The sequence below is a fragment of the Aeromonas schubertii genome, assembly GCF_000820105.1.
In the GTDB taxonomy this organism is placed as follows: Bacteria; Pseudomonadota; Gammaproteobacteria; order Enterobacterales; family Aeromonadaceae; genus Aeromonas; species Aeromonas schubertii.
In genome coordinates this window covers 1-26745 of record NZ_CDDB01000004.1, presented here as the reverse complement: position 1 = coordinate 26745, position 26745 = coordinate 1, and the positions used below count along the sequence as shown (strand labels likewise).

Here is a 26745-nt window from a genome sequence, read left to right as displayed (position 1 = left end):
GCACTGAGCGACTCCTGATGCCGGAAGGCCGCCACCGCAAAGGTCTCGGGGGGCAGCGCCCCCACCTTGACCGTGAACTGTAATCCTGTGTTATTGGCCATCTCGCGCCTCATGCAATCTCTTGATTCGCCCGCTGCGGGCTTGTTCATCCCGGCCGGGAGCGGGCTCAGCCCGCCTGTCCACTGCCGCTGCCGATCACCACGCCGCCACAACCGACGGCACTACCGGTGACCGCGATGGGCTTGCCGTTGACCAGCACAGAGCCCACGCCACCCGAGATGGAGCGGGGATGGGGCGGGTTGTTGGGCTTGTCGTGGGGCTCCAGGGGATCACCCTGGCGCGCCACCGGCTTGTTATCGAGAAACACGTCCGGGCTCGCCGCGATCACCGGGGAGGGGTGAAAACCGTCGTGATCGGTTCCGATGTCGCCCAGCAGGGCGATGGATGGGCACATAGTTATCTTCTCCGGATAAGGGGGATCACCTGACAGCCGATTAGCAGGCAACATGCCAACTGGCATGGAACAAAAACCGCTTCATATTCAACGGTTTTTCACTAATCCCCCGATGTGAACCGGCCGGATGCGCAATTTGTTGCGCAAAACCGCCGTTTACCACTGCACGCCTTGCCTTGTCAGCATAATATTTCGACGCTGGCGCAAGCTGTTGCGCCAGGCAGAACACGTGACTAGCCCTTTGGCCTTTGCAGGTTATAAAGACGAATACCCAGTCCCTTGAGCTCATCCTCCATCCCCTTGATCTCAGCCGGGGAGAGGGGATCACTGGCCGCCTTGCGACGCTCGAGCGCATCCAGACGCTGTGAGAAAGGCTCACCCGCGGTCAGGTTTTTCTGGATCTCGTAGAGGGCCCCCTTGAGGTAGGAGATGGTGACCGTCTTGCGTTGACGCTCCAGCTCCTGCAGTCGGTCCAGCAGATCCGCCACTCCGTCCTGGGCATAGAGATAGGCCTCACCCTGGGCGCTCTGTCCCAGATAACGCTGCAGGCTCTCCTGCCACTGGCGGTCCATGGCCTTGACGGCCAGCGAATCGGGATAGAGCAGTTGCAAAGAGTCCCGCAGCCCGTCGCCATAGCGGATGAGTGCCAGGGGAGAGGCCTGCTCGACCCGTTCCAGCTGCCGTTGATAGTCAGAGACGAGATCCACCTCCATACCCTGCAGCGCCTGCTCACCGACGGCGATGCGAACCCGGCGGATCTCCTCATAGGCCGGCGCCTTGGGCAGAAGTCCGGCCGGTTGCTGCAGCAGGGCCACCGCCTGTTCCGTCGCCTGACGCTGTTGCTGCCAGCCCCATCCTGCTGCCACGGGAATGGCGCAGGTGAGCAGGCCACAGGCAAACCAGAACCAGGCCGGCTTGGGCTTCTTGTGGGCCTCAATTTTCAACACTGTGGGCTTGACCGCCCCCTTCTCCCGACCGACCAGTATGCTCCCCTGGGGCAGCGCCGGGGCGGACGAGGCTATCTCATGCTCCCCGTCAGACTTGAAAAAGACCATGGGGGGAACCTGCATATCCTCTTTTCGCAGGCTCTGCTCATCGGAGACGATGACGATCTCGGTCTCGTCAAACAGATGGGTGTACCCCTCGATGAAGTGGATCAGATTCTCGATGCGTGGAATACGGCTCAGCCCCGCGTTGTGCAGTCTCTCGCTGATAAGCTGAAGCGCCCGCTCGCAGCGATAGACCAGACGCTTCTCCTCGTGGCTGATGGAGTATTGGCGCACCACATCGCTGATCCGGGCGATAAACCAGTCGAGCATCTCGATGCGGGCGCGCTCCTGTTGGCGTGGGGGCCAGAAGGCATCCCACTGGGTCACAATCAGGTTGGCCAAAAACTCGCAGCCCTCGGTAAAGCCGTTTAACCCCTGCAGCCGTGAGCGCGCCAGGGTGAAGTAGAGGGCCGTCTGCAGATCGACGCCGTGCTGCTCGAAGATACGGGTCGCCAACCTGTGTACCAGGGCCCAGTCCACCTCGGGACGGGAGGCATGGCTCAGCTTGTTGATTTCGGCTCGCAGCGCCTCGTATTCGGGCAACATACGGGGATCGCGCCCCACCTTGAGGGCCTGCTGTGTCTCTTGCATGACGTGTGTCCAGTTAAAGCGGGGCCCTTGGGCCCCACTCGGGTTAATAGAGGGTCTCGGGCAGACGGAATTGGCTGAAGAGGCCGCCGGCAAAGGGGTTGTGGCTCGCATCGGTATAGACCCGATAGGTCATGGCCCCCTGATCGACCGGGAAGCGCACGTCAAACGTCGCCTCGCTCACCTTGGTCAGCTCTCCCTTGTCCATCAGGCGGAACATGGCCCAGGGCCCCACATACCCCTGGCTGCGCGGAGAGTGCTCACGGTTGGCCGGCACCAGAGTCAGCTTGCTCTCGGCCCCGTCACGCATGGTGTTGGGCCAGATGAGCGGCGTCTTGGTACGGCGGCCATGGGCATACTCGAGCAGTTGTCCGTCGATATTGATGACGCTGCGCCGTTTGTTGGCCGTGAGCTCGATGGGTTCCAGGGCGAACTGCACCTCCAGGTTCCCCTCGCTGTTGAAGAAGGTCTGACGGATACGTGCCGCCCTCTCCAGCTGTTTGACCAGCTCGGCCTGGATGGGCGACCCCAGCTCTCCCTGTAGCAGACCACTCTCTACCATGGGTTTGAGGTTGGTCTGATAGAAGCTGTCCAGGGTGCCGCCCGGCGCGAAGAAGCGCTCCATCTCGGAGAGGGGAGCATCCTTGGCGGCGTTCATATCGAACGGGTAGCGACCGGCCAGCTGGTTGTTGAAGGGGGTCACCACCTTCTCCTGCCACTCCTGATTGAGGGAGGACATGGCCAGATCGACCACCAGCTGGGCACTCTGCTCGGCCAACTGACCGACCCAACGGTTGAGGGGCTCGGGCAGGCCACGGGCATATTGCTGCAGGGCGAAGACCGGATCGGCGTACTTGTTGCCAAGGCGCAGTTGCACCGCCTTGAGAGCCGACTGTCCCGGGTCGGTGGCGTTCACGATGAGCTCGAGGTAGTGGTAGAGCTCGGTGAGCTTCTGGTTAACCTCGGAGATAAGGGGCCCCTGCTCGCCACGGCCGCTCAGCACGGCATTGGTGTTCAGGAAGGGGCGACCGATCCGGGCCGAGAGAGCCTGGCTCATGTCCTTCTCGTCGTCGGAGAGCTGACGGATCCGGGTGTTGTCGTCCAGGGTGGCCAGTACCCGCTGGAAGGGTTGATCGTTACCCGTGATGGCCGCGATCACATCGAGCGCCTGCTCGGGAGTGGTCAGGGGCTGCACATCCAGATTCACCATCACCTTCTGCCACTGGTTTACATAATCGGTGACGTAGCGATCGTTCACCTGACGAGTGATCTCCTTGCGATCCGCATCGCTCAGGTGGGTCTGCTTGCGCTGCCCCAGCACCCAGGCATCCATGGCAGTCAGATCCACCAGGGCCTGATCCTGCTTGAGGAAGAACTCGCTAAAACCGCTCCAGGTCAGCAGGCGCGGCACGCTGCCGGCGGCCTCGTTACGCATCATGAAGACGGTATCGAAGGTGGGCCCTACCTCGTCGCGCAGGGCCAGATCCGGCGGCAGCTGCTCCTGCCCGCGCGCCACCATGCTCTGGTAGACCCGCTGGAACATGGGCAGCTTGCCAAGCTCGATCTGGGCGGTGCGGATAGGCTCGCGGAAGGGGATGAAGGCCTCAATGGCGGCCTGATCCTTCTGCTGGCGTGATCCATACCAGTCGGTGTGTTGCAGGGCATAGTCCAGGTGCGCCATCAGCTGCTCCTGCTGCGCGCCCTGACCCGGGAAGGCGGCCTGCCAACGATTGGCCATAAACTGCTCGACCAACTCCCGATTGCGGCCAGAGGCATCGTCCAGCATCCGCATCACCCGCAAGATGGCGAGCTTCTCTTCACTGCCTGCCGGCACCCGCTCCAGATCTCCCTTGAGGCCGGCCATCACGGCGGGCAGGAAGCGCAGGCGCAGCAGCTGCAGATAGGTGCCCTCCACATAGGGGCCTATCTGATCACCCTGATAGAGGCCAAGATCGGCGATCCAGGGGGTCTTCTCCCGGTAGTTGCCAAACGATAGGGTCGCCTCGCGGATCAGGTTAAGACGGGGTAGCTGGCTGTAGCCAAATCCCTGCTGGCCGCTGAGCTCATTGGTATCGGTAAAGGCCTGCGCCTTGGTCAGCACTGTGCGTCCCGCCGCCTCGTTGACCCGGTAGAAGTGGTGCCATCCAGCCACCAGCAGAGCCCCCGCCAGACCCAGACAACCGACACCGATGGCCATGCGGCGACGGCGATAGAGGGTGTGAAGGCGGTTCTCACCGGCCAGATGGGCCTCGGGGAAGATGACGCCGGAGAAGAGCCCCTTGACGAAATAGGTGGTCGACTCACCGCGCAGGGCCGGGTGGATCGGCTCGGCCAGCTCATAGCGCTGGGCGGTCGCCTGAATGAAGGCATCGAAAGGGACCCCCTGCTGATAGACGGAGCTCACATAGACACCCCGCATCAGCAGCGGCTTGCTGTCACGCTCGTCGAGGATCTCGCCAAGCAGCTCCAGCACGTAATCCCGCAGACCGGCCAGCTGGCGGGTAAAGGCAAACAGGGCCGCACGCTGACTGGCATCGAGGCCCTGGGTCATCATGGCGGGCAGGTTGCCGTTGAGCTGGCCCACCCACTGCTCCCAAAAGGCTTCCAACTCACCGAGCCACCCCTTGCCGCTGCTGGCATCCGGGCTGAAGGTGGCCCCCAGCACCGCCTCGCGTCCGGCCTTGTCCAACTGCTGGTAGAGCGCATCGAAGCCGCGCAGCAGATCGAGCTTGGTAAAGACCACATAGAGGGGAAGCCGGGTATTCATGGCCAGGCTCACCTCCTGCAGACGAGCCTTCATCAGCTGGGCATAGGCCTTGCGCTCGGCGACACCGGCCTGGGCCAGCCAGCCGAGGTCCACCGCCAGAACCAGGCCGTTGAGGGGCTGGCGACGGCGATGCTCGGCGACCCACTGGAGCAGGTGCTGCCAGAGTCGCTCACTGCGTCGCTCGTTGGGGGCCAATTCAGACTCAGAGTGCACCAGAAGGGTACCGTCAGGATCCAGCATCACCGCCTGCTCCCCAACCCAGCACTCCACGGCCAGCTCAGAGGCGTGATCCCTCAACTGGGCATCCAGACGGGGATTGAGGCGACTGGGGGGATTGGCACGGTGGATCAGGCTGCTCTTGCCGCTGCCACTCGCACCCAGTACCAGATACCAGGGCATGGCATAGAGTGCCCCCTTGCCCAGTTGCTCGCGCAGGGCATCGAGCCAGCGGTCGAGGAAGTGCCCCTGGGCCTCCACCAGAGGCTTGACCGGATCGGCCTCGTTCTCTTCCTGATCCCGTCGCTCGGCCTTGAGCTGCTGCATCTTCTTCCACATCCGCCAGGAGAGGATGCCCAGGATCAGCCAGAGCCAAAGCAGGGTAAATACCACCCGGGTCCACAGGGGTTTGAGGGGTTGGCTTTCCCCCAGTTGCAGGACCGGCCCCAACCACCAGACGAGGAGCAGGACCAGGGTCCAGAGCACGATGCCAACCAGGGCCCAGGAGGGCTTAAGCTTGCCAACGAGCTGTTTCATAAAGGTAAAAATGGTCTTAAACATAACTGAAAATGCAACTCCGAATGTATCAGCTCGACCGGGAGGTCGCGTGACGCTCCAGGCGGCTGACCAGCCCGGGCTCCCATTGGGCAAGGCCGAGACGCACGGCCTCCTGCCACAGGTGTTGATAGTGTTGGGCGGCGAGGCTCTTCATCCCCTCCCCCGCCAGCAGTTCGGCCCCCGCCAGTTGGCCGTAGAAGCGTTCTCGTGGCTCCTTGATGCGACCGAGCCGCTCGTCGAGCAGCGCCAGCGCAGCCGCCAGCCCCTGACCCTGACAACAGCTGGTGAGCTCTCCTTGCAGCGAGGTGTGCCCCTCCCCCTGTGCGGCACTGCCCGGTTGCAACCACTGGCCACACTCGGCGCTGAGGAAGGGGGTTCCGTCGCTGAAGGCCAACTCTCGCAGGGCAGGCAGACGCTCGATGAAGGCCGCCAGCTCCTCGCGGATCGCCTCGGCCACGGCGCCTTGACCCAGACGGGTCGCCACCATGGCCGAGAGCTGGTGCCCCTCAAACCAGTAAGGGGCCAGCGTGAGACTCTGCTCGATGCGCCCCCACAGGGCCGCGTCGGGCTGGGCGAGGGCGGCGCGATACTCCTCCACCATGTCGGCCGACATGGGGGCGAGCGGTGTCTTGTTGCCCTTGCTGGCCATGGGGGGCGCCGTGATGGTGCTCCAGATGGCGTTGCGGCGCAGACGATAACCGATGGGTGCCTCGGGCTGTTGCTCGATCAGGAGCTCGGCCACCTTGAGCTGGCTCTGACGCCAGGCCCGCTCACTCGAGGCATCGATCTGAGCCCCCGAGCCACCACCGGTCGCTGCCGACACCACGGGCGCTGCCACCGGAGCGGCATCCACCTTGGCCTGCTCCTCCTGACGGCGCTGTGCCCGGCGCAGGGTCATCACCAGCTCGCCGAGCAACGCCTCCTTGTCCGGAGCCATCGTTAGCCAACGCTGCTCGAACCCTTCTGCCAGGGTAAGCAGTTGCCTGAGCTCGGCCGCCGACCCCTGTTCGCAGACCCGCCCCAGCACCCCTTCGAAGCGCTTGATGATCTGGGAGAGTACCCGCTGCTTCTGCAGGGCGCTGGCCGGGAAGGCCTTGTCCCAATAGGCCTCGACCCAGGCGTCGAGGAGCATCAGGGCGGTGGCAAAGGGGGTCGCCTTGGCCGGATGCTGCAGACAACGCAGCAACTGGGCCAGTACCCGCATGTCCTTGGTGCGGCTCTCGAGCAGGGTCAGGCAGTCGCCGGAGACCTTGCCGAGATCCACCTGACTGTGGGCCAGGGAGCCGAGCTTGACCAACTCGGTCTCGACCGATTCCCAGAGCGGGTCGTCGGCAGCGACGGCGGCAGAGACGGCGGCCTCCGGCAAGGGGGCCAACAGTCGCTGGCACCAGGGGTGGGCATGAGCCATCTTGCCTCCTACCAACGACACTGCTGGCGCAGGGGGGCGAGAGCCGCCCCCAGGCCGGTGAGATCGACACGCAGCTGGGCTCCCTCGCCCCTCAGAGTGAGTTCGCGCCCGGCGCTCCAGTGCTTGAGCTCATCGATGGCGGGCAAGCCACGTCCGAACTCGAGCAGATAGCCACCGTCGCGCACAAACCAGCTTGCCGACGCCGGCTTGCCATCCACCTCCCCTTGCACCTCCCCCTGCCAGGGGGTGTCGAGGCGCACACGAATACGGGTGATACTGCTGGCACAGGCGATGGAGAGGGTGGCGCCGCGCAAGGCCGGGCGCGTCAGGGTGAGGGTCTCCCCCCGCTCGGTCAGCATGAAGGGGGCACTTTGCCCCTCACGGGCCGACTCCAGCTGCTGGATCTCGCGCCATGCCTCGGCACGGCCCGGATCGCTGCTCTGCTCCTGACGCAGTCCCAGGGTGTCATAACAGGCCAGCCGTACCAGAGGCGCCGGCTCGTTGCGGCACTGCTGCCACTGGGCCTGCCAGTCGACGGTACTCCCCTGAAGCGCCAACAGGGGGACAAGCAACAGACTACTCATCAGTTCACCTCCAGCTTCTGGCACTTGTGATCCAGGGTGCGCTTGGGAATGTTGAGGCTCTCGGCCACCAGCATGCGATTGCCCTGGAAGTAGCGCAGCCGCGCCTCGATGACCGAGGCCTCATACTGCTGCATCGCCTGGCGCAGATCCCGGATGTGATAGAAGTCATCCTCAACCGGTGCATGCTCGGTGCAGACCCGTTCGCGCAGGGTCGCCGGCAGCGCCTCGAGGCGGATCTCCCGCCCATCCGGGGTATGGGCCGAGGCCACCTCCAGCAGGTTCTTGAGCTCCCGCACATTGCCCGGGAAGTCATACCCGACCAGCTGTTTGAGGAAGCTGCGCTGCATGCCGGCAAGGCTCTTGCCCTCCTGGGCGGCGAACTGGTTGATAAAGTGCTGGCTGAGCAGGGGGATGTCGTCGGGCCGCTCGCGCAGCGGAGCCACCCGCAGCAGACACTGGCAGAGACGGTGGTAGAGATCCTGGCGAAAACGCCCCTCTTCCACGTGCTGCTCCAGGGGCTGGTGGGTGGCCGCCACCAGGCGAAAGTCCGAGTGGTACTCACGGTCGCTGCCGAGCGGGCGGAAGCTACGGGTCTCCAGCACCCGCAGCAGCTTGGCCTGCATCGCCTGGGGCATGTCCCCTACCTCGTCGAGGAAAAGGGTGCCGCCGCAGGCCTGGGCGATGAGCCCTGTCTTGTTGTTTTGGGCCCCGGAGAAGGCCCCCTTCTGATAGCCAAACAGCTCGCTCTCGATGAGGTTCTCCGGAATGGCGGCACAGTTGATGGCGACAAAGGGTTTGTCGCTGCGGGCCGAGCACTGGTGCAGCAGACGGGCCACCACCTCCTTGCCGGAGCCTGTCTCCCCCTGGATCAATACGCTGAGACGATGGCCGGCAGCCTGGCTGACCTGCTCGCGCAGACGGCGCACCTGTGCCGACTGGCCAATCAGGCTCTGCTCCAACCGCAGATCCAGCTGACGGCGCTGCTCCCCCTCGCCCTTGAGCTGGCGCAGGGAATCGCGCAGGGCGCTCTCGCCACGGCGTGACTGGCCCAACTCCCGGATGAGGCCGAGCTGGCGGATAAAGAGGGCGCTCAGCAGCGTTAACGACTCGTCCTGCTCCCACTGCTCGAGGCGGGCGGCCTCGTCGAACAGGGCCAGCACGGCCAGCAGCTTGCCCTCCCCGTCCTTGAGGGGCAGACAGAACATGCCGCAGTGCTGCCCGGCGCCACCCAGCATGCTCCGAAAACCGGCGTGCTCGACACGGGCGCCACCGTAGAGGGAGTCCCAGGTACGGGCCTGCCCCTTGTGTAGCACAAAGGCGATGGGGTGACTGAAGTCATCCACCCCCAGAGTCAGGGTGACGGCATTCTCTCCCATCCACCCCTGGCAGTTGAGATCTCGCCCGCTGGGGGCAACCCGCGCCAGCAGGGCCCCTTGCGCAGACCACCCTTCGCGCAGGGTGGTCAGCAGCCACTCGCCGAGGGGGGCCTCGTCCCGGGCCGAAATGAGCGACAGGGCAAACTCGAGCGCCTGTTGCATGCTTAGCCCTCCACCTCGGCTCTGAACTCACCGTCCTCGACCCGGAAGTGAACCCGGCTGATGGGTTGCCCGGCGGCGAGACGCTGCAACAGTTGCAGGGAGACAGGCGGAAGCAGGGCGCCGTCGATCACCGACTCGAGCATGCGGGCACCGTTCTCGCTGCGGTTGGCGCGGCGCAGGATCTCCTCGTGCACCTCGCCGGGGATCTCCACCTCGGCACCGAAACGCTCCTTGAGCAGGGTGATCAGACGCTTGAGCTTGCCCCCCACAATCTCGACCAGGGTATCGTGGCCAAGCGGCAGGTAGGGGATCACCTCCATCCGCGCCAGCAGCGCCGGCTTGAAGAAGGCGGCGAGTTCGGGATAGAGGGCGTCCAGCAGGGCGTCGGGACGCTCGGCATAATCGACGATGGTCTGGAATCCCAGGTTCGAGGTGAGGAAGAAGACCACGTTCTTGCAATCGATGACGCGCCCCTCTCCGTCGGCCAGCTCGCCCTTGTCAAAGGCCTGGTAGAAGAGGTTGAGCACATCCGGATGGGCCTTCTCCACCTCATCGAGCAGCACCACAGAGTAGGGCTTCTGGCGGATTGCCTCGGTCAGCACGCCACCCTCGCCGAACCCCACATAGCCGGGAGGAGAGCCAATCAGGCGAGAGACGGTGTGCTTCTCCTGATACTCGGACATGTTGATGGTGGTCAGGTACTGGCGACCGCCAAACATGAGATCGGCGATCTGCACCACGGTCTCGGTCTTGCCCACCCCGCTCGGGCCTACCAGCAGGAAAGCCCCCAGCGGACGGCCGGGACGACGCAGGTCGGCACGGGCGGTGAGCAGATGACGGTGCAGATGTTCCACCGCCACCCCTTGTCCCTTGATGGTGGCGCCCAGGTACTCGGGCAGTCGGGTCACCACATCGAGCTCCCCCTGGGAGATGCGATTCAGGGGCACCCCGGTCCACTCGGCGATCACCGCCGCCACCTGGATCTTGTCCACATGGGCCGACACCAGCACCGAATCTTGCTGCAGCGCGGCCAGCTCTTCCTCGAGGCGGGAGAGCTCCCCGGTCAGGGAGGGCATCTCTTCCGCCCCCTCTTCGGCCTGGGGCTGCTCACCGTCGAGCAGGGCGGCGCGCAGCTCGACGATCCTGTGTACCAACCCCTGCTGCTGCTGCCACTGCGCCTGACGCTCGGTCAGGGCGATGCGGTCGGCCTCCTGGGCGGCAGTGAGCTCGGCCAGGCGCTCGGCGTTGTCACCCAGGCCGATGCGACTCTGGCGCTCGAGCTGGCTGATCTCGAGCTCGCGCTGGCGCAGGGCGTTGCCGAGGTGGCTCACGGCGCGGGGCGGCGTGGTCAGGTTGATCGCGACCCGGGCACAGGCGGTGTCGAGCACGTCGATGGCCTTGTCCGGCAGCTGACGCCCGGAGACGTAGCGGGCCGAGAGTTGGGCGGCCGCCTGCAGCGCCGCTTCATCGATGAGCACCCCATGGGCCTTCTCATAGATGGTGCGCAGACCGCGCAGGATGACGGTCGCCTCATCGGCGTTGGGCTCACCCACCTTGACCAGCTGGAAACGGCGCGACAGGGCCGCGTCTTTTTCCACGTATTTCTTGTACTCGCTCCAGGTGGTGGCGGCGATGGTGCGCAACTCACCGCGCGCCAGGGCCGGCTTGATCAGATTGGAGACATCCAGCCCACCGGCCTGGTTACCGGCCCCGATCAGGGTATGGGCCTCGTCGATGAAGAGAATGATGGGACGAACCGACTCCTTGACCTCCTGCATGACCCCCTTGAAGCGCTTCTCGAACTCCCCCTTGACCGAGGCACCGGCCTGCATGGCACCGAGGTCCAGGCTCAGCAGCTCCACCTCGCGCAGCTTCTCGGGAACCTGATCCGCCACGATGCGCAGGGCCAACCCCTCGATAAGGGCGCTCTTGCCGACTCCCGCCTCCCCCACCACGATGGGGTTGTTCTTGCGGCGACGAGAGAGGATGTCGATCATCAGATCGATCTCGTGATCCCGGCACAGGACAGGATCGAGCTTGCCCTGGCGCGCCTGCTCGGTCACGTTCTGGGTGAAGCGTCCCAACAGGGTCGCATCGGTGGCGACGGGGGCACCGTCACCGCTCTGGGCACCGCCGCTGACCTCGGTCTCGGCAGACTCGCGTACCCACTCATCGAACTGCTGGCGCACCAGCTCGCGGTTCACCTTGGCCAGCAGGCGGACCACAGAGGCAGACAGGTAGCGCGTCGGTGTCATCAGCAGCACCAGCAGCATGACGCCACTGCGCAACTTGCCGTGTTGCAGTTCGGCAGAGGCGAGCAACCAGCTGTCTTGCAACCACTCAACCAGCAGGGGTGAGAAGGAGGGATACCCCTGATCGAACCCTCGCTCGGCCTGGTTGGGTTGCAGCAGAGCGCGCAGCTCGTCGAGCTCCACGTCGGCTCGTTTGAAGATCTGGCGGACGTCGGAGAGGGGGGTATCCATCATGCGCAGCAACAGATGCTCGATGCGGATCTCGGCCCCCTGGTGGTTCACACAGAGGGCGGCGGCCTCTTCCAGCATGTGGCGGCAGATGGGGTTGAGTCGTTCAACCAATACCGGCAGTTCGATTCGAATCAAGGCGTGCTCTCCTCTTATTTTAATAATTCGCCCAGTTGACGCAGCAGGTCCTGGGTCTGGTTATCCAGTTGGTAGTGATAGAGGCCGAAGATGAAGGCCAGCGCCAGCGCCGTCACGATGGACAGGGTGCGCAGGGAGAGCTGGCGGCTCAGGCGGTAGTGCGAGGGCTGACGCCCCAGATCCAGGTGAAAGACGGTCGGCGCCCGGGTCTGTTCCGGATAGAGGGTGCGCTGAAGCTGACGCACCACGCGCTCAAACTCCTCCCGACCGTTGCTCATCACCCGATAGCGGCCCTCGAAGCCGAGGCACAGGCACAGGTAGATGAACTCGAGGATGTCCCGGTAACGGCTCGGCTCCTCCTGCAGCTTGGCAAGCAGGACGAAGACCTTCTCCCCGCCCCAGGTCTCGTTGTGAAAGCGGGTCAGCAAGGAGTGCTCCGACCACTCGCTCTGACTGCCCCACTCCCGCCCCATCACCGCCTCGTCGATAAAGGTGCAGAGGATGTAGCGAAACGAGAGGACCACGCCATTCTCGTAACCGTGTGCCACCAGCTCCTGCTCGATGGCCTGAATCTCGGTGACAACCCTGTGGTAGAGCTCACCGACCCGGTCGTGAGTCGACAGCTGGCGCACCCGCTGCACCATACCGAGCAGCGGAGTGGCCGCGTCGATCATGGGATTGATGCTGTGGCCACGCAGACGAAACCAGTAGTCGGAATCCATGTCGATCTGCTCGGCATGGTCGTAGAGCAGATCGCTCAGTTGCTCGTTCTTGATGATGTCGCTCGTCATCGTTCACCTCGTCATTGGCTGCGGATGGCCCAGAGCTGCATGTCGAGCTCGGGAAAATCGCCGGCGATGTGAAAGGCCAGGGTGTTGCCCTGGGCCAGCATCTGCCAGGCCGGACTCTGCCGGTCGAGTTGGAAGTAGCTGTAACCGGCGTGATAGGGCAGCTGACGCGGCGCCACCGGCAGCGGCAGCAGGGGGATCCCCGGCAGTTGCAGGCTGATGAGCTCCCGGATCTTGTCGCTGGAGGCGATCTTGGTCTGCTGCAACAGCTGTTTGCGCAGCTGCTCCTGGGGCATGCGGGCCCGCACCGCCAGCACGAAGTCGGCGCTTTGCATCAGCTCGCTCTCCCCGACCACGGCCACCATGACCCCATACTGGTGCTTGCGCAGCTGGATGGAGACGGCGCGCGGCGAGAGCACTGTACTCAGCGCCTGGCGCAGGGCCTGCATGACGGGCTCGAAACTCACTTGCTGATCGTCGTGACGATAGGCGGGGAATTCGGGGGGCAGGCGCGACTCGTCGGTGAAGGTCATCAACTCGCCACACAGTTGCACCAGGGCCTCGTGCAACCGCTCCGGATGGAGGGTACCGAGACGAGCCAGGTGCGACAGCTGGGGCTGGGCCCGGTTGAGAAGCTGCAACATCATAAATTCGGCCACATCGGCCACCCCTTGTTGGCCGGGGGCGGCAATGCGCTGGGAGAGGCTGCGGGCGCGTTCGGCCACCAGACCCGCCGACTCGCCGAGGAACCGCTTGAGAGTAGGGATCGCGGCCACGCTGATGCTGCAGGGCATAAAGTTGGGATCGAGCACCAGCCCGCCGTCCGGCCGCTTGTCGAGAATACGGGCGATGGCGAGGGAGGCGTAGGCACTGCGGTCTTCACGCTCCAGCATGAGACGCAGGCTCACCCGCCCCACCTCGAGAGAGGTTACATCGCCCCCCTCGCTGTGGAGATCCCGGATGTCGTGGCGATGGGCCTGCAGCCGGGTGGCGATCTGCTGACCCTGCTCGCTCACCTCGTTGACACCGCTCACCGACAGAGGCAGTGCCAGATAGACCTTCTGATTGGCCACCGAGGCATCGGTGATCTCCAGCGGAGTCGGCAGGAGATCATCGCCGGGAATATGGAACACGGTGCCATCGGGCATGACGCCACTGGCTGAGACCAGGGCGATCCGTCCGAAGTTGAGATACTCCTCGTTGATGAGGAGCGACTGGACCCCGTACAGGTAGTCGCCGAGGGCGCTTAAGCGCGCATGCAGCAGATAGTCTGCATGCCGCTGTTGTTGCTGGAAGTGCTGGGGCTTGATAAAGAGCCCCTCACGCCAGATAACCCGATTTCTGCTCGACATGGTTATTCTTCTTCTTTTTTCAGTTCGACTTCATCCAGGCGCAGGTGCACCAGGATCTGGTAGGCCCGCCCCTTGCTCTTGACCTTGATCACCTTGCGCCACTCGGCGCTGTCGGGGTCGGCATAGCGGGCGATCACCCCGATGTAGCGGGTCTTCTCATCGAGCTTGACCGGCGGCAAGTATTTAAACTGGCCCGGCAACAGGGTGTAGTCCTGGTGCTCCAGATAGTTCTTGCCCAGGGCCTTCTCGATATCCTCGGTCACCTGGTCATAGTCGGTTGCAAGCAGCTTCGAATCCTCTGCCAGCACCACCACCTGAAACTCGATGGGCGCGGCCTCCCCGCTCTCGTTAGGGTTCACATCCGGCTCGGCCAGCAGGCTCAATCCCAGGGTCGAGGGCTGGTCATCATGACTGCCCACCTGAATGTCCGGATTCATGGCGACGTCGGCCATCTTCCCCATGGTGGTACAACCGGCCAGCAGCATCAGCAGTGAGCCAAGGAGCAGGGAGCGCATCATCAGATCAGCCCCTGCTCTTCACGCACGGCCCGGTCATAGGCCTGGGCATAGACCTGATGGAACAGCTTGTCGAAACCCTGCTGGCGCACCGACGTGAGCTCCCGGTAGTAGTGCTGGTACATCTCCCAGGCCCACCCCTCATCGGTCGCCTCGCCGCTGCGGCGGTAGTGCTCGAAGCGGCCCAGCAACGCCTCGGGGGAGAAGGCCTGCAAGATGGAGCCGAGGGCGGTGGCGATCGCCTGCTGGTTGGCAAGATGGTGAATGCGCACGTTGCGCAGCACCTCGGCCACCGCGGCCGGGGCCGCCAGATGGACCGGGCTCTTGCCATCGGCGAAGAGCAGCGGCAGGGTAGCCTCGTAGTCGAGACCCAGGCGCAGGGGGTTATCCTCGATGGGACGCAGGTGCTTGTCCGCCAGGGCGGCCTGCTCCTGTTGCAGGGCCAGCAGCCCCTCCACCATGGTACGCAGGGTCTTGCCCATCTCCTCGAGCATGTCGTGAGCCTGTTGGGTATCCCGGGTATGCAGATGCAGCCCGAGCCCACGCATCAGGGGGGTCAGGGCAACATGATCCTGCTCGTCCAGCCCCGGGAAGGGGGCGTGACGGCTGTCGATGTGGGGCATATCGATAAATTCCTGATCCATGGTGTCCTCTGATGTGAAATGGGCATTGAACGGGGCGGTATAGAGGGATGGCTCATCCCGCTGCGCCGTCGGATGAATGGCGGCTGCATGGGCCTGCTCGAGGGCCCAGAGGGGGTCGTTCTCACGGCTGACCGGCTCATCGGTCACCGAGGGGGCATCGCTGGCGAGCCAGTCATCAAGCTCCTCGGCAGGACGGTTGCCGAGCACCTGCTCTATGCTGGGGTCGGCCTGCACCGCCCCCAGATAAACCCGCAGCCGATAGGGGCCGACGACCACCTCGTCCCCCTGCTGCAGATGCACCTTGCGACCACGCCCGATGGGGGCGGTCGCGCCATTGATGAAGGTCTGGCCGCTCAGGTCGCACAGACAGTAGTGGCCGTCGTGCAACTCGATACGGGCATGGGCCGGCAACACGGCCCCCAGGCGGTCTCTAAGCTGCCAGTCGTCCAGTTCGGAGGCGCCGAGAGTGCCCCCGTCCTGATCAAACTGGTACTGGACCCGGGTTCCTCCCTCGAGCTGCTCGCTGTTGAGCACCACCAGGGAGAGGGCTTGGTTAAAGGCGTTCACGGTTACTCCTGCACGCATATGGTCACAAAGGGGTCACTCGGAGGCTGACCCAGAAAACTGCTCCAGCCGAGTCGGCCACTCTGCTCCTCACCCAGGCAGAGCCCGCGAGCCTGCTCGGGGCCGAAGCCCAGGCGCAGATCCCAGGCGAGCTGATCGCGCAGGATGAAGGAGACAAACCGCACCAGAGGCTGAAAGTGTTCTCCGTTGGGAAGAAAGCTCAGAAACTGCTCGAAGCCGAGATCGTTGAGGCGCAGTAAAAACTTGCCGGCACAATCGTTGACCCGCGCCCCTATCACCAGATCACCCCCGAGCGTGCTGTTGGCACTGCCCAGACGGTTCTGCTGGTCCGGATGGATAGGCACCTTGCGCGGCTGCCACGCTTGTACCTCGACCTGCTCCAGGTCAAAACAGTGGGAGACCAGACCGGCCACCACTTCGGGAGAGCGGCTGGGGCTGGCCAGCATCCCGGCATAGGAGAGCATCTTGGCCCGGTTGACCGGCAGGCTCTCGCGCACCACCTGGTTGCCAAGCCCCACCAGCGCAAACATCAGGCGAGAGAAGCCATCCTCCCCCTCGTCCTGAAAGCGAACGTGGTAGCGGTATTTGCGCCACACCCTGTGGAGCAGGGTGAGCAGGCGGTGATGAAAAAAGTCGAGGAAGAGACCGAGTTTGGGCTCCCCCTGGGCATACTCCCAGGCCAGATCGTCGAGGTAATAACCGGGCATGGGGGACTGGCTGCCGTGCAGGCCGAGGAAGGCGACCTCCAGCTGATGGCGACCCTCCCGATCCCGACTGACCCCGAGCACATCGCTGGTGGGGAACCCCAGGGAGGCGGTCGCCTTGAAGCGGATCCTCTCCTCGGCGGGCAGATAGTCGAGCCCCCCCTCCTGATCCACCTGCTCGAGTCGACTGATGAGCTCGACCAGCTGGAAGAAGTTGAAGCGGGGGGCCTCGTCGGCCTCGATCACATCATGGAGTGCTGACCAATCTGTACCGGCCATCGGTAGCGCTCCTTGTTATCGAGGTTGACCACCTCCAGCAGGTGAAAGGCATTCACGCTCGCATAGAGGGAGAAGAAGTGAGCCAGCACGGTACCGAAGAGATAGAGTTCCCCTTCGCTGCCGAAGGCGCTCTGACGCATCAAGAGCTCTGACTTCAGCCCCCGCACCGGCATGCCGCGCACCAGGCGATCGACCGGCCGGGTCTCTATGTTCTCGATACCGGCCAGGCGCTTGCGCGAGGCCAGCTCGGCCTGCTTGTCATGGAGCGCCGGAAAATCGTAGGTACGCAGGATCTGCACCAGCGCATCCCGACGCAGCAACGAGACATAGTTGAGGGAGAGGTTGGAGATAAGGGTCCAGTGCAGGCTGCCATCCAGCGCGGGGCGCAGGGGACGGGTCGGCCTGGTCAGATTGCGGAAAGTGGCAAACGAGGGGGAGCTCCCGGTCGGCACACAGATGCTCCCCACCCTGAGTTGGGATGCCTTGGAGCGATTGGTACAGGTCAGGGTCACCGACACCGACTCGTCGAGCTCGAGCACCTCGGTCTCATCCCCCCGCACAAATGCCAGTGAGTGATCGAAACCATCACCGCTCACCGCCTCGCGAACCCGAACCCGGTAGTAGAGGGCCTCACGCCCTCTGGCCCGCTCAATCTGATGCTGGAAACTCTCGAAAGGCTGGTACTCCCGCACCATGCCACGGGAACGGCCCAGATTACCCTCGACCCAGCCCTCGACCCGATCGACCGAGAAGATCTCGAAGCTGTCTGCCTGGCGATAGCTTGCCTTGAGGGGATACTCGGTCTGGCGCCCATCCAGACTGATGGGTTCGCTGTCGTGGGAGAAGAGGTTGATCGCCGGCACACAGTTGATCATGAAGGAGTCCGGGCGGATCTTCAGCTCGGCAGGCAGGGGCCTGTCGAAACAGAAACTCAGACGAAAATCGCTCACCGGCAGCGGCTGATTGGGCCACTGGGCACCGGAGAGGTTGAAAAAGAGGAAGCTTTCGGGGAAGCAGAAAAACTCCTGCAAGATGCGATACCCGGAGTAGACGTTGCCCGGATAGGGCAGCAGGGCATCCTCCCGCTCGAAACCGATGGCCTTGAGGGCCGAGGCCTCCTGCCGGAAGCGCTTGCCATCGATCTCCAACTCGATATGGGAGAGCTGGCCGCACAGCCAGTAATAGAGCTCATAGGCGGTATAGCTGTCTCCCCCCAGATGGAAGCAGAGCTTGTCCAGCTGCAACTCGGCCAGGGTCAGGGGCCCATGGAGGGCGATATCCAGGGTGATGGTCGAGAGATCGTTGCCGCTCTGGGCACGAGTCTCGCGAATATCGGCCGGATAGACCCAGGCATCGTGACAGGTCTGGAAGTGGCATACCACGTCATCCTGCGGCAGGCTGTCGAGCTGACAGCCACGCTCGACCAGCGCGGGCTGGTTGATGGCACCGGGAATGACAGAAAACTGCATGATGGTCATGCTCGGCACCGGCCTCAGGTAATTGGGCCAGAGCATACCGAGCAGACCGTGGGTCAGCTCTGGAAACTCGTCTTCGATCTTGGCCCGCAGACTCCCGGTCAGAAAGGCGAACCCCTCCAGCAGACGCTCCACATCGGGATCCGTGGTCTGCTCGGAGAGAAAGCGGGTCAGCTCGGGATGAGCATGGGCAAACTCGCGCCCCTGCAGGCGCAAGTAAGACAATTCATCCCTGAAAAAGTGTTCCAGTGGCATAGATCATCACACCATTCGATAGTGGCGGTGGCTGTCCATATGGATATTGAAGGCGGTCACCTGCTCTATCTCCTCCAGCCGTACATGAGCCGTCACTTGAAAGGACATCTCAAGAGGGCTGGCCTGATGGTCTGGCGAGCGCACATCGACGTGTACGATGCGAGGCTCATAGCGGCGAATACACTGCCGTATGGCTTCACGGATCCGACCGTGAATGTCGGCGCCCCCCTGGGTGGCATCGTTGAAATCGATGACCCCCAAATCGGGTGCGCTGCGGCATCCGCCGGGTCGGGTGTTCAGTACGCTATCGAGTTGACGCTTGACCGACTCAATCAGGATCTCGACATCGCTTCGTGAAGAGGGGTTGGCCCCCTCCCCACGAATGCGTTCGAACAGGCTTGCCGCACTCCCTCTATCCCAGGATGAGAGAGACGGCATGAGACCTTATTCCTTGTCCAGACGGCCTACCAGAGAGAGCTCGAAGCTGGCGCCCATGTACTTGAAGTGCGGGCGCACGGACATGGCAACCTGATACCAGCCCGGCTCACCCTCGACATCCAGCACCTTGATCTGGGCGGCACGCAGGGGACGGCGGCTGCGCACGTCTGCCGGCGGGTTCTCCTGATCGGCCACGTACTGCTTGATCCAGCCATTGAGCTCGCGCTCGAGATCCTGACGCTCTTTCCAGGAGCCGATCTGCTCGCGCTGCAACACTTTGATGTAGTGGGCCAGGCGGTTGATGATGAACATGTAGGGCAGTTGGGTACCGAGTTTGTAGTTGGTCTCGGCCTCTTTGCCTTCCTTGGTGTTCGGGTAGATCTTCGGTTTTTGCACCGAATTGGCGGAGAAGAAGGCGGCGTTGTCGCTGTCTTTGCGCATGGTCAGGGTGATAAACCCCTCTTCGGCCATCTCGTATTCACGACGATCGGTGATGAGCACCTCGGTCGGGATCTTGGCCTGCAGCTGACCCATGGCCTCGTAGACGTGTACGGGCAGGTCGGTGATGGCACCACCGCTCTGGGGACCGATGATATTCGGGCACCAGCGATACTTGGCAAAGCTGTCGTTGAGGGCGGTCCCCATCAGGTAGGCGGTGTTGCCCCACAGATAGTGATCGTGGTCGCCGCTGATGTCTTCCTTGTAGTTGAAGGTCTTGATGGGGTTCTCAACCGGATCGTAGGGCAGGCGCGCCAGGAAACGGGGAGCGGTCAGCCCCAGATAACGGGCATCTTCCGACTCACGCAGGGAGCGCCACTTGGTATAGGCCGGGCCTTCGAAGACCGACTTGAGATCCTTGATGGAAGGCAGATCGGTAAAGCTGTCGACCCCGAAGAAGGTGGGAGCCACCGATGAGATGAAGGGGGCATGGGCCATGGCACCCACGGCACTCACGTACTGCATCAGCTTGATATCGGGTGAGCTCTGGGTCATCGCATAGTCACCGATGACGGCGCCGATGGGTTGACCACCAAACTGGCCATAACCGGTGGAGTAGACGTGCTTGTAAAAGCCGGACTGGGTAATCTCGGGTGCGAACTCGAAGTCTTCCAGCAGCTCTTCCTTGGTGGCGTGCAGCACCTGGATCTTGATGTTTTCACGGAAATCGGTGCGGTCGACCAGCAGCTTCAGGGAACGCCAGGTGGACTCCAGCTCCTGCAGCTCTTTGGCGTGCAGGATCACGTCCATCTGCTTGCTGAGCTTCTTGTCCAGCTCGACGATCATGCTGTCGACCAGGGCCTTGTTGACCGGCTCGGCCGCATTGCCGCTATCCAGGATATTGGCCACCAGGGCGGCGATACCCTGCTTGGCAACACTGTACCCTTCATCGACCGGAGTGATGCGGGCCTGCGCCATGATCTCATCGAGCAGGGACCCCGAAGTGCCGGCGACACCGGCTTGTACTTGTTCTTCAACCACAGACATATTCAACTCTCTTCAGTCAGGCCGATCACTCGGCAGGCTTAACCAGATCCAGCTCTTTGAGCAGCTGATCACGGGCTTCTTCGCTGGAAAGCAGATCCTGCAAACGATTGCGGAAGGCGGGGATGTTACCCAGGGGCCCCTTGAGGGCGACCAGTGCCTCACGCAGCTCGAGCAGCTTGCGCAGCTCGGGAACCTGCTCGGCCACGCTATCGGGCGCAAAATCAGCCATGGAGGCAAAGCTCAGCTTGACCGGAAGGTCATCCTGGCTGCCTTCTTCCAGGCGATTCGGCACGCTGAAGCTCAGCTCCAGCCCCGACTCTTTCATGACGGAAGAGAAGTTATTTTTGTCGATGGAGACAGTCTGACGCTCTTCGATCGGCGTCTCTTCGGTGCGTCCTTTCATGTTACCGACCACCATCATGGTCAGAGGCAGCTCGATCTCCGCCTGCTGCCCACCCGTGGCAGGTACATATTTGATGTTAATCCGCTCTTTGGGCGCAACGCTTACGCCATCAGTTCCTTTTCCCATGCTCATATACCATGTAGAGGCCAACGCAGGCCTGAAGTGTAAGGTCGCCAGACAATATGCAACCTGCCACATCTGACAGTTTGACATTGCCATATTACCGGCACTACCGGTAGCGACCTGCAACGGCATGCCCTGAGCAATTTGAGCGCAGGCTCTAATTACTCAAAGCACAATAAAACCGTATTTATTAACAACCCGATTAGTAACTTGGTTCTTTGACCAAATCTTTTTTAGTGGCTCGACGGCCAATTTGCGCAGAATGATATACATGATTGATTCACCGGGTCAATCAGATGTTGGACTCAATAACAACCAAACAAAAAAGCCTTTAAAAACAAACAAGTATATTCTGCACAGCCTCATTATTGTACAAGCAATGACAAAAGAGGAAATAATCAATCAGAGTGGGAAATCAAGGGGTGAAATTAGACTTCCGTTATAATCAATTATCAAAACAACACATTGCGACAAAACCTGCCGCCGCCAGAAATGTCACCTGTCAGATCTGACAGGTATGTACAAAACGTGGCCTGGAAAAGTAATAAAATAAAAAATAAAAACCATGAGTCACTAATAAAGAAATAAATTGGCACTCATTTCAATCTGTTAGTTTGAGATGAATCAACAAGGGTAACTCGAGCCGTCAAAGCCTCGATCTGCGCCGACAAGTATCCAAAAATGAGGAGGCAGCCATTCGGCTGCCCCACTCTATCCTTTCTGTTGTTTACCAAACCAGTGCTGGGCTAACCGCTGGGCTTGCTTCACCTCGTCGGGCTTCATCCCCGACTCCAGCTCATCGCGCGCCTTGATCGCCTCTTCCATGCCATCGGTCGCCGCCAGTGAGAACCATGCATAGGCATGCAGGCGATTCTTCGGCCCACCCAACCCCTCTTCACGCATGGCCCCCATCCGATATTGGGCCATGCGATTTCCCTGCATGGCAGCCAGACGATACTCCCGGTAAGCGGCGGGGTAGTCATGTTCCCCACCCAGACCCCATCGCAACATCTCGGCATAGGCCAGGCGTCCCCGTTCATCGCCCTGATCCGCAGCCCTGGCAAACCATGCTCTGGCCTGAGTCTGTTTACCCTGCTCCCGATAGAGTTTTCCCAGCGCCAGCTGCGCCTTGGGGAGCCCCCCTTGAGCCGCCAGGATCAGGTAGCGCTCTCGCTCATCGGCATCCCCTTGCTGCAGGCTGAGCTGATATTGAGCCTCATGGGAGCCGCTCTGGGCGGCGCGCTCTAGCCAGTAGCGACCCATCTCTTCATCACGCTCGAGCCGATCACCGGTGAGATAGGCCATGGCGAGCCAGAGTTGTGCCTCGGCGACCCCTTCATGGGCCGCTTGCTGGTAATAGTGCAGTGACTCCTCACCACTGGATTCCCGCCCCATCCAGAGCAGGGCCTGTGGCTGTTTCTGAGCCGCGGCTCGGACATACCAACGCTCGGCCTCTGCACGGCTCTTGAGGATGCCATTGCCCGTTTCATAGCGACGAGCCAGCTCATACTGGGCGTCCTTGTTACCCTGTTTGGCGGCTTTCTCAAACCACTCGACCGCCTCTTCCCCTTGCTCTGGTTTACTCCCATACCAAGCGGCCAGCACCAGCTGGGCGTCGGCGTTGCCGCGTTCGGCCGCCGATTCGAAGTCATCGATACAAGCTGCGACCACCTTGCCCCCGTGGCTTGCCTGACAGGCCACCCCAAGGCGGTAATCGGCGATGCCACTGCCGAGGCGGGAAGCCTTGCGCCACCACAGTTGAGCCTTGGCCGGATCCTTTGGCTCACCGAGCCCGGCCTGATACCACTCCCCCACCTGCAAGGAGGCCTTGGCTCGTGTCCCCTTATCGGCGCCAAGCTCACCGCCATCGGCGGCGCGCTTCATCCATCTCATGGCTTCCGGGTAATCGGGTTTGGCTGCGAGGCGAGTGGCCAGCTCATACTGAGCCCGCCCATCGCCTTGAGTCGCCGCTTGCGCCAGTTTGGCGTCGGTGAGGGAGGAGGTGGATGTACAGGCGGCGAGCAAACCGCTCGTCAGCGCCAACCATAAAGCACGGTGTATCATGGGAAAATCCATACTGAGTGAAAAGAGAGGCGAACGGGCAGCGGGGCCTGCAACGAGCCGACTACAATCGCATCATCGCCTGAGCGGTCTGCGCCCTTCATGTCTCCCTTCTTTGGGCTATTCAGACATTGACGTCACGGGCACCTGAGGCGAAAACCTCGGGAGGGATCGAGACAAGGGCATATTCAGACTCTTTAGTTTTCGAGAAATAACCACCGGTCTTCTTATTCACCAACTTCAGAGTACCAACATTAGACTGCCACTTTATGACCCACTGGCTTTCCCTATAGACCATATAGGCAAAACCACATCGGTTTTCCTTCCCGTCGTGTATGCCGTAATCATCGTACAGCATGCACCCCACCATGCCCTCTCCGACATCTGCAGCGGGCAGGTCATTATATTGTGCCTTCTCTTTACCACCCTCTACGTGCCTGACCCTGAGCGTGCTCTCATCAAGCCTGTCTACCACAATGCAACACCCTGAAAAATCAGGAGTAAAAACATAGTGAGGCTCGCCATTTTCCGGATGAAGAGGTATATCAACGAACCCGCCTTGGGGGGCCCAATAAGCATACTCCGCATGGTTTCTGATCCCGGCGCCAGGCCTCTCTCTCTGATGAGCCAATTCCAACGTATAAACAACACTGTCATCGACGAGCGTGTTCCGGGCAATGCTGAACATTAATTTATCATCGCGACGAGATAACATGCCGTTATCTAACATAGACCCGGTCATAAAGGTCTCGCCGGCATCATTCAATGCCTGGGCGACGGGCAAATAAGAGACGGCGACCACTTTCTTCTCGACAGGGCCGGAGGTGTTGATGGGCAAGGGTAACCCGGCTCCCGCGGGGGGAATCTTCCAACGATCCACGCTGACGGCAGCCTGATTGGAGACCGTGCTTGCCGTATTGCCAGAGGTAATGGAATCGTTGCCCCCCATCACCTGAGTCGGCGGCTTCTTTGCCACAGCCTTGTCTGAAGGAGAGGCAGTTACCGACAAGGGCGCCAGAGAGTCCATGCTCTTTGTGGATACAGGCCCCTCTATCTGGGCCGGTGGTGCATCGGGTTTTGCCACCCCCTTGGGCAGGCCTGGAGCCTTGCCTCCCCAACCGCTGCCAGAGCCCGGGCTGCCGCCAGAGTTCATCTTGATGGTGGGCCCCACCAGGGTGACACCACCGGCATCGACCTTGATAAAACAGCCGCCCACCTTGACGGTGATTTCAGACCCTGCCTCCAATACCACCTTGGCGCCGCTTTTGACATGCATCTCCTGTCCGACCTGGGTGAGCCAGCTCTGCCCCAGCTTCTGGTGCAGGCTGGCATCGACCGTCAGTGAGTAGTCGGCCTTGATCTGGTCGCGCTTCTCACCCTCCACCGTCAGGTGGTCATTGGCCTTGATGCGGGTCACCCGCTCATTGTCGATGTCGCGGTACTCGTCGTTTTTGATGTGCCAGGCCACGTCGTTTTCAATGAGTGCGTTGAGATCCTTCTGACCGTGGATATAAATCTCTTCCTGCCCCGCCTGGTCTTCGAAACGCAGCTCGTTGAAGCCCTCGCCCTGGTGAGTCTCGGTGCGCAGCACGGTGCGGGTCTTGTTGGCCGGAAGCGGGTACGGCGGCCGGTTGGTGGCGTGATAGGTACGCCCGGTGATAATCGGCTGGTCCGGATCCCCTTCCAGGAAACTCACGATCACCTCGTGGCCGATACGCGGGATGGCCATCATGCCGTACTGGCCGCCGGCCCAGCCCTGACTCACCCGCACCCAGCAGGAGCTCTGATCGTTGCTCTCGCCATAGCGGTCCCACGGGAATTGCAGTTTGACCCGGCCGTGCTCGTCGCAGTAGATCTCTTCCCCCTCGGGGCCCACCACGGTGGCGATGTGCGGCCCGTCCACCATGGGCTTGTGGGGGATCTGCGGGCGCCAGGTGGTGCTCGCCTTCACCACCGCAAACTCGTTGTGATAGACGGTCGGGCCGCTGCCCCCCTCCTCTTCCAGGGCCTGGGGCTGCTCGCCGGTGTGCTGAATGCGTACGATTTGCCAGTCGCAGTTCAGGCTGGCGTTCGGGTGCTCGGTGAGCGAGAAGAACTGCCCTGGCAGCAGCGCGGCACTGTTGGACTTGCCGCTACCGCTGACTGCGTCATTGCGCAGGGCATCGAGCCGGTGCTGGACGAAGGCCTTGCCACTCGGGTCCTCTTTGAAGCGCCCCGGATAGTCGAAGTGCTGGTAGCTATCCCGTTGATGGTCGAGCTCGCTGCCCGCCTTCTTGTGGCTAAGGGCATAGGCCGGGGTCTTGAAGCTGTAGTCTTTGAGCTCCACATCGCTTGGACGCACCGCCTCCCGATAGTGGAACTGGCGCACGTAAGGGCCCTGCTCCAGCGAGCGGTTGCCGAGGTTAAAGAAGAGCTCGGGGCCTTGGGTCACCGCTGCGGCATCGTCGGCAAAGATAATGCGGTGCTTGCCGGCTTCAAACTCGTGAAAGTAGAAGAGCCCCTCTTCGGCGGCGAGGCGGTTCACAAACGCCAGATCGCTTTCGCGATATTGCACGCAGTATTCGCGCTGGGCATGCTCATTTTTCAGCGCGAAGGCGTAGTCGGTGATCCCCGCCTCTTGCAGCAGGATGCTGATGATCTCGTCAGGTTTTTGCGCCTGGAAGATGCGCGAATTCTGGCGAAGGCCCAGCCGCCACAGGGCCGGTTTGACCTCAAGACTGTATCGGGTGCGGCGAAAGCCGCTGTCCCCTTGGGCAAACTCGCTCACCACCCCGCACACCCGCCGCTGCAGCTCACCGTCATACCACACCAGCAGCTCGCAGGGCTGATCCAGCACGGCGGCAACGTCGATGTCCGGCTGGGGGCTGGCCAGCTCGAGCCTCAGGGTGAAGGGGGCACTGAGCGACTCCTGATGCCGGAAGGCCGCCACCGCAAAGGTCTCGGGGGGCAGCGCCCCCACCTTGACCGTGAACTGCAATCCGGTTTGATTCGCCATGGCCTTCCTCTCTTCATCTTCTCGCGGCGCGCGCCATCGCGCCCCGGCTCAATTGGGCAAACGGGAGCCGCCGCCCGCTCGCCACGCTACCGCCCTCTCCGGTGCATCCAGGGCAGACGAAGATAGGGGGAAACGGGTGACAGGCTGACGGTCTCTGCATTCAGGGGCATCCCTTTACTGCTTTGCCATCGCGACGCCCTGGCGCCGGCAGGCCAGACGGGGCGATGGCAAAACAGAAAAGCCCCGGCCGGCACACCAGACCGGGGAAATTGCACGGGCCGCCCAAGGCGGCCCAGGCTACTGCAAGGAATAACTCAATGAGGGTGAAGCGATTACGCTTCGATCGGGGCACGCCAGTCGTCGGCACCGGAGGTACCGGCCACGGTGTGCTCCCAGTCGATCTTGCGATAGGCCAGGGAGACCTGGATCAGCTGGGTGAAGTCAGACTTCGCCGGATCCTGGCAGTGGGGCATCTGGCAGTCGATGTCGACGATGGTGGCATCGGTCAGCACGGTAGAGAAGAAGTGCTCCTGCTTGCCCTCGACGGAGGTGCGGTACCACTTCAGGGTCACCTTCGGCAGCATCTCGCCAGAGGCCAGGGCGTTGTACATCAGGGGTACGGCCTTGTTCAGGGCGACGGTGAACTTGAAGGGCTTGTGCACACGCTGGCCAGCCGGCTGACCGGATTGCGGATCGGTCGGCACGGTCACCACGTGGTTGAATTCCTGAACCAGCATCTCGTCTTCGTGGCCTTGCACGAAGATGTTACCGACGGACTCGGAGGTGAAGGCGCCAGCGGTGATGTTGCCCTGGGTCTTGCCTTCGATGCTGATATAACACGGAGTTGGCATGGTATTGCTCCT

General features: G+C 62.2%; 18 protein-coding genes and 1 pseudogene. All 19 read right to left on the bottom strand.

Features of this window, described 5'->3' with window-relative positions:
- Positions 1-166: 166 nt before the first annotated feature.
- Positions 167-454 (bottom strand): type VI secretion system PAAR protein, encoded by a 288-nt coding sequence (locus BN1133_RS01365; protein ID WP_050664773.1) that lies wholly within the window; start codon positions 452-454, stop codon positions 167-169.
- A 233-nt stretch (positions 455-687) separates the two neighbouring features.
- Complete coding sequence (locus BN1133_RS01360; RefSeq protein WP_050664772.1) at positions 688-2094, bottom strand: VasL domain-containing protein; 1407 nt, start codon at positions 2092-2094, stop codon at positions 688-690.
- A gap of 43 nt (positions 2095-2137) precedes the next feature.
- Positions 2138-5635 (bottom strand): type VI secretion system membrane subunit TssM, encoded by a 3498-nt coding sequence (gene tssM / locus BN1133_RS01355; RefSeq protein WP_050664771.1) that lies wholly within the window; start codon positions 5633-5635, stop codon positions 2138-2140.
- Between the two features lie 25 nt (positions 5636-5660).
- Positions 5661-7040: a type VI secretion system protein TssA gene (gene tssA / locus BN1133_RS01350; protein ID WP_050664770.1), complete on the bottom strand. Its 1380-nt coding sequence runs from the start codon at positions 7038-7040 to the stop codon at positions 5661-5663.
- A gap of 8 nt (positions 7041-7048) precedes the next feature.
- Positions 7049-7624, bottom strand: coding sequence for a type VI secretion system-associated protein VasI (gene vasI / locus BN1133_RS01345; RefSeq protein ID WP_050664769.1), 576 nt, complete (start codon positions 7622-7624; stop codon positions 7049-7051).
- Complete coding sequence (locus BN1133_RS01340) at positions 7624-9162, bottom strand: sigma-54 interaction domain-containing protein (RefSeq protein WP_050664768.1); 1539 nt, start codon at positions 9160-9162, stop codon at positions 7624-7626. Before BN1133_RS01340 ends, vasI begins: the two co-directional genes overlap by 1 nt.
- A 2-nt stretch (positions 9163-9164) precedes the next feature.
- Positions 9165-11780 carry a type VI secretion system ATPase TssH gene (gene tssH / locus BN1133_RS01335; RefSeq protein WP_050664767.1) on the bottom strand — a complete coding sequence of 872 codons (2616 nt, stop codon included), beginning with the start codon at positions 11778-11780 and terminating at the stop codon, positions 9165-9167.
- A 14-nt stretch (positions 11781-11794) separates the two neighbouring features.
- Entirely contained in the window at positions 11795-12571 is a 777-nt protein-coding gene (gene icmH, locus BN1133_RS01330; protein WP_050664766.1) for a type IVB secretion system protein IcmH/DotU, read from the bottom strand.
- Between the two features lie 11 nt (positions 12572-12582).
- Positions 12583-13920, bottom strand: coding sequence for a type VI secretion system baseplate subunit TssK (gene tssK, locus BN1133_RS01325; RefSeq protein ID WP_050664765.1), 1338 nt, complete (start codon positions 13918-13920; stop codon positions 12583-12585).
- Between the two features lie 2 nt (positions 13921-13922).
- Complete coding sequence (gene tssJ / locus BN1133_RS01320) at positions 13923-14438, bottom strand: type VI secretion system lipoprotein TssJ (protein WP_050664764.1); 516 nt, start codon at positions 14436-14438, stop codon at positions 13923-13925.
- Entirely contained in the window at positions 14438-15646 is a 1209-nt protein-coding gene (tagH, locus tag BN1133_RS01315; RefSeq protein WP_050664763.1) for a type VI secretion system-associated FHA domain protein TagH, read from the bottom strand. Before tagH ends, tssJ begins: the two co-directional genes overlap by 1 nt.
- Positions 15647-15648: 2 nt before the next feature.
- Positions 15649-16647 (bottom strand): type VI secretion system baseplate subunit TssG, encoded by a 999-nt coding sequence (tssG, locus tag BN1133_RS01310; RefSeq protein ID WP_050664775.1) that lies wholly within the window; start codon positions 16645-16647, stop codon positions 15649-15651.
- Positions 16611-18377 carry a type VI secretion system baseplate subunit TssF gene (gene tssF, locus BN1133_RS01305; RefSeq protein WP_050664762.1) on the bottom strand — a complete coding sequence of 589 codons (1767 nt, stop codon included), beginning with the start codon at positions 18375-18377 and terminating at the stop codon, positions 16611-16613. The genes tssG and tssF overlap by 37 nt, the downstream gene beginning before the upstream one ends.
- 6 nt (positions 18378-18383) lie before the next feature.
- On the bottom strand, positions 18384-18815 hold the full coding sequence (gene tssE / locus BN1133_RS19465) for a type VI secretion system baseplate subunit TssE (protein ID WP_082177855.1): 432 nt from the start codon (positions 18813-18815) through the stop codon (positions 18384-18386).
- A 6-nt stretch (positions 18816-18821) separates the two neighbouring features.
- Positions 18822-20300, bottom strand: a complete 1479-nt coding sequence (tssC, locus tag BN1133_RS01295) for a type VI secretion system contractile sheath large subunit (protein WP_050664760.1) — start codon at positions 20298-20300, stop codon at positions 18822-18824.
- Positions 20301-20325: 25 nt separating this feature from the next.
- Complete coding sequence (tssB, locus tag BN1133_RS01290) at positions 20326-20829, bottom strand: type VI secretion system contractile sheath small subunit (RefSeq protein ID WP_050664759.1); 504 nt, start codon at positions 20827-20829, stop codon at positions 20326-20328.
- Between the two features lie 708 nt (positions 20830-21537).
- A complete protein-coding gene (locus BN1133_RS01285; protein WP_050664758.1) occupies positions 21538-22890 on the bottom strand; it encodes a tetratricopeptide repeat protein in 1353 nt (450 codons plus the stop codon).
- Between the two features lie 1078 nt (positions 22891-23968).
- A pseudogene (locus tag BN1133_RS01280) lies at positions 23969-25882 on the bottom strand (type VI secretion system Vgr family protein); the annotation flags it as partial.
- A 332-nt stretch (positions 25883-26214) separates the two neighbouring features.
- Entirely contained in the window at positions 26215-26733 is a 519-nt protein-coding gene (hcp1, locus tag BN1133_RS01275; RefSeq protein ID WP_050664774.1) for a type VI secretion system effector Hcp1, read from the bottom strand.
- Positions 26734-26745 lie beyond the last annotated feature (12 nt).

Excerpts from the sequence above, each read along its gene's own strand:
- BN1133_RS01365 (WP_050664773.1), bottom strand. The coding sequence starts at position 454 with ATGTGCCCATCCATCGCCCTGCTGGGCGACATCGGAACCGATCACGAC.
- BN1133_RS01360 (WP_050664772.1), bottom strand. The coding sequence starts at position 2,094 with ATGCAAGAGACACAGCAGGCCCTCAAGGTGGGGCGCGATCCCCGTATG.
- tssM (WP_050664771.1), bottom strand. The coding sequence starts at position 5,635 with ATGTTTAAGACCATTTTTACCTTTATGAAACAGCTCGTTGGCAAGCTT.
- tssA (WP_050664770.1), bottom strand. The coding sequence starts at position 7,040 with ATGGCTCATGCCCACCCCTGGTGCCAGCGACTGTTGGCCCCCTTGCCG.
- vasI (WP_050664769.1), bottom strand. The coding sequence starts at position 7,624 with ATGAGTAGTCTGTTGCTTGTCCCCCTGTTGGCGCTTCAGGGGAGTACC.
- BN1133_RS01340 (WP_050664768.1), bottom strand. The coding sequence starts at position 9,162 with ATGCAACAGGCGCTCGAGTTTGCCCTGTCGCTCATTTCGGCCCGGGAC.
- icmH (WP_050664766.1), bottom strand. The coding sequence starts at position 12,571 with ATGACGAGCGACATCATCAAGAACGAGCAACTGAGCGATCTGCTCTAC.
- tssK (WP_050664765.1), bottom strand. The coding sequence starts at position 13,920 with ATGTCGAGCAGAAATCGGGTTATCTGGCGTGAGGGGCTCTTTATCAAG.
- tssJ (WP_050664764.1), bottom strand. The coding sequence starts at position 14,438 with ATGATGCGCTCCCTGCTCCTTGGCTCACTGCTGATGCTGCTGGCCGGT.
- tssG (WP_050664775.1), bottom strand. The coding sequence starts at position 16,647 with ATGGCCGGTACAGATTGGTCAGCACTCCATGATGTGATCGAGGCCGAC.
- tssF (WP_050664762.1), bottom strand. The coding sequence starts at position 18,377 with ATGCCACTGGAACACTTTTTCAGGGATGAATTGTCTTACTTGCGCCTG.
- tssE (WP_082177855.1), bottom strand. The coding sequence starts at position 18,815 with ATGCCGTCTCTCTCATCCTGGGATAGAGGGAGTGCGGCAAGCCTGTTC.
- tssC (WP_050664760.1), bottom strand. The coding sequence starts at position 20,300 with ATGTCTGTGGTTGAAGAACAAGTACAAGCCGGTGTCGCCGGCACTTCG.
- tssB (WP_050664759.1), bottom strand. The coding sequence starts at position 20,829 with ATGGGAAAAGGAACTGATGGCGTAAGCGTTGCGCCCAAAGAGCGGATT.
- BN1133_RS01285 (WP_050664758.1), bottom strand. The coding sequence starts at position 22,890 with ATGATACACCGTGCTTTATGGTTGGCGCTGACGAGCGGTTTGCTCGCC.
- hcp1 (WP_050664774.1), bottom strand. The coding sequence starts at position 26,733 with ATGCCAACTCCGTGTTATATCAGCATCGAAGGCAAGACCCAGGGCAAC.